Source organism: Arthrobacter sp. 05L45_2 (genome assembly GCF_056397525.1).
On sequence record NZ_JBFTNO010000279.1, the window covers coordinates 1 to 2,753 of the forward strand.

The window sequence follows — 2,753 nt, forward strand, 5'->3', positions numbered from 1 at the left end:
GGTCACGCGGGCGTGGAGGTCCTCGTCGGCCGGCATCCAGCTGGCGGGATCGGCGTCGGCCTGTTCACCGGTGCGGATGTCCTTGACCTGGTGTTTGCCGTCGTCGTCCGTGAACCAGACAAAGGGAATCCCGCGCCGGTCCGCGAACTTGATCTGCTTGCCGAACTTCTCTGCCTTTGCCGCCACTTCGGTGGCGATGCCGCGGGCACGGAGCTGCGCCGCGACGTCCTGGGCCGCTCCCCAGCTGCCGTCGTTCGCCAGCGCCACGAGCACGGCCGTGGGCACGGCCCGGGAGGCCTTGGCGAGGTCCTGGCTGAGGATCCGGGAGACCAGCCGGGTCACACCGATGGACAGCCCGACGCCGGGGAACTTGCGGTTGCCCTTGCTGGCCAGGGCGTCGTAGCGGCCGCCGGAGCAGATGGAGCCCAGTTGCTCGTGGCCCACCAGGACAGTTTCCACCACGGTGCCGGTGTAGTAGTCGAGCCCGCGGGCGATGCTGAGGTCGGCCACGACCTTGCCGGGGGCCCGCTGGACGGCTGCGGCGATGACCTGTTCGAGTTCGTTCAGGCCCTCCTCCAGCAGCTCGTTGGTGACGCCGAGCGCGCGGACCTGCTCCACGAACGAGGTGTCGCCGGTTCGGATGGCCGCCAGCTTCAGGGCCGCCTGGGCCTGTTCGGCGGTGGCGCCGAGCTCCGATTGCAGCAGTTCGGCGACCTTGGCCGGGCCGATCTTTTCCAGCTTGTCGATGCTCCGGAGGACGCCGGCAGTGTCGGTCAGGCCAATGCCGTTGTAGAAACCCTCGGCCAGTTTGCGGTTGTTGATCCGGAGCAGGAAGTCCGGAATCGGCAGGGAGCTCAGCGCCTCGGCGATCACCAGCGCGATTTCAACGTCGTAGCGGAACGGCAGTTCGCCGTCGCCCACAATGTCAATGTCCGCCTGGGTGAACTCGCGGGCGCGGCCCTCCTGCGGACGCTCGCCACGCCAGACCTTCTGGATCTGGTAGCGGCGGAACGGGAACGCCAGGTAGCCGGCGTTCTCCACCACGTACCGCGCGAAAGGCACCGTCAGGTCAAAGTGCAGGGCCAGGGCGTTGGGATCGGCCTTGTGGGACGCGTCGGTCCCGGCCTCATCGTCCTGCAGCCGGCTGAGGCCGTAGACCTCTTTGTCGATTTCGCCCTTGCGGAGCAACTGACCCACAGTCTCCACGGCGCGCGTCTCAATCGAGGAGAAGCCGTGCAGTTCAAAGGTCCGGCGCAGGGTATCCAGCACATGCAGCTCCACCATCCGCTCCTCGGGAAGCCACTCGGGGAATCCGGACAGGGAGGCGGTGCGTGCCATGGTGGAATTTTCTCCTCTGATAACGACGGCGGCCCGGCGGCCGCGGCGTCGCGCGCAGACCGGCCAGTCGTGCATAAACTGTGTGCGGCAGTCAGTTTATGCTTTCGGCGCGCGCATCTCTAATGCGGCCGCGGCGGGCGCGGCTGCCGCAGCATGCGTGTTGCACCCGGATCGATGCCCACCGCGCGGCCCGGGTTGCGGCCTTACAACCAGGAGGACTTTTGGCGGCCAGTTCACGGAGCGCCCGCGAAGCCAAGCGGCGCGTCCAGCAGATGGAGGCGAAGCGTGAGCTGCGCCGGGAGCAGGACAAACGCCGGAAACGGGACAACGTCCTCGCCACCGCCGGGGGCGCGGCCGCCCTGGTTCTCGCGATAGTGCTGCAGCTGACAGTTTTCTCCAGCAACCCCACTGAGGATGAGTTCAAGGCCGCCGAGGCCGGCCTGGAGAGCCCGACGGCGTCCGCGACGCCGTCGCCCGCAACCAGCAACGGCGCGAATATTCCGAAACCGGAGACGGCCGCCGGCAAGACCTTCACCGGCACACTGGCGCTGAACCGGGGCAGCCTGGGGGTCGCGCTCGACGGCACCAAGGCGCCCCAGGCCGCCGCCGTGTTCAAGTCCCTCGCGGACCAGAATTTCTACAAGGGCCTGGCCTGCCACCGGCTCACCACCGCCGATTCCTTCGGCGTGCTGCAGTGCGGCTCCAAGTCTGGCGACGGCAGCGGCGACCCCGCCTACAACTGGGGCCCGCTCGAGAACACGCCCAAGGACAACAAGTACCCGGCCGGCACCATTGCGGTGGCGCGCACCGGCGGCAACGCCTACGGCAACGGGACACAGTTCTTCATTGTTTATAAGGACACCGTGATTCCCGCGGATGCCGCCGGCGGTTACACCGTGGTAGGCAAGGTCACGTCCGGCCTTGACGTGGTCAGCAAGATTGCGGCGGCYGGCCTCAAAGCCGGCGCCAGCGCCACCGACGGCGCACCGGCAGAACCAGTCACGATAGACTCGTTCTCTCTGAAGTAACCAGCCGGGGCCCTCGCGGCCGCGGTGCCGGTATTTCCCTCCAAGCGAAAGACTTCTAGCGGTGACAGACAGTCAGAAATCCGACGAAACAGTGGCAGCAGCTGCCAACGAAACCGAAGCCGAGGTTGCGGTGACCGACACGGCAGGAGAGCCGGGCGGGACCACGCCGGCCGCCGAGCCCGCCGCTCCGGAGGCAGAAGTCCAGGAGGCCCCGGCAACGGAGGCGCCCGAGGCACCCGCCACGGAGGAGGCCCCGGCAGCGGAGGCAACTTCTGCCGCTGCGCCCGCAGCCCCGGCGCCCCAGGCTACCGCCGCCGCGCCCGCCGCCCCTGCGCCCGCACCGCGCCCCGCGCCGTCGCCTGCCGCCTTCGCGGCACGCCCCAAGGC

The 2,753-nt window shown here is 68.6% G+C and carries 2 protein-coding genes and 1 pseudogene; 2 read left to right on the forward strand and 1 reads right to left on the reverse strand.

What is annotated here, in order from left to right; genetic code table 11:
- The coding region (gene hisS, locus AC1DHD_RS15385; RefSeq protein WP_476880547.1) for a histidine--tRNA ligase at positions 1 to 1,338 on the reverse strand (1,338 nt) is incomplete at its 3' end.
- Between the two features lie 221 nt (positions 1,339 to 1,559).
- Here hisS and AC1DHD_RS15390 point away from each other — a divergent pair.
- Together AC1DHD_RS15390 and AC1DHD_RS15395 are read left to right on the forward strand one after the other, a co-directional pair.
- Positions 1,560 to 2,366 (forward strand): peptidylprolyl isomerase, encoded by an 807-nt coding sequence (locus AC1DHD_RS15390; RefSeq protein ID WP_476880548.1) that lies wholly within the window; start codon positions 1,560 to 1,562, stop codon positions 2,364 to 2,366.
- Positions 2,367 to 2,427: 61 nt separating this feature from the next.
- Positions 2,428 to 2,753: pseudogene (locus tag AC1DHD_RS15395) on the forward strand (DUF349 domain-containing protein); the annotation flags it as partial.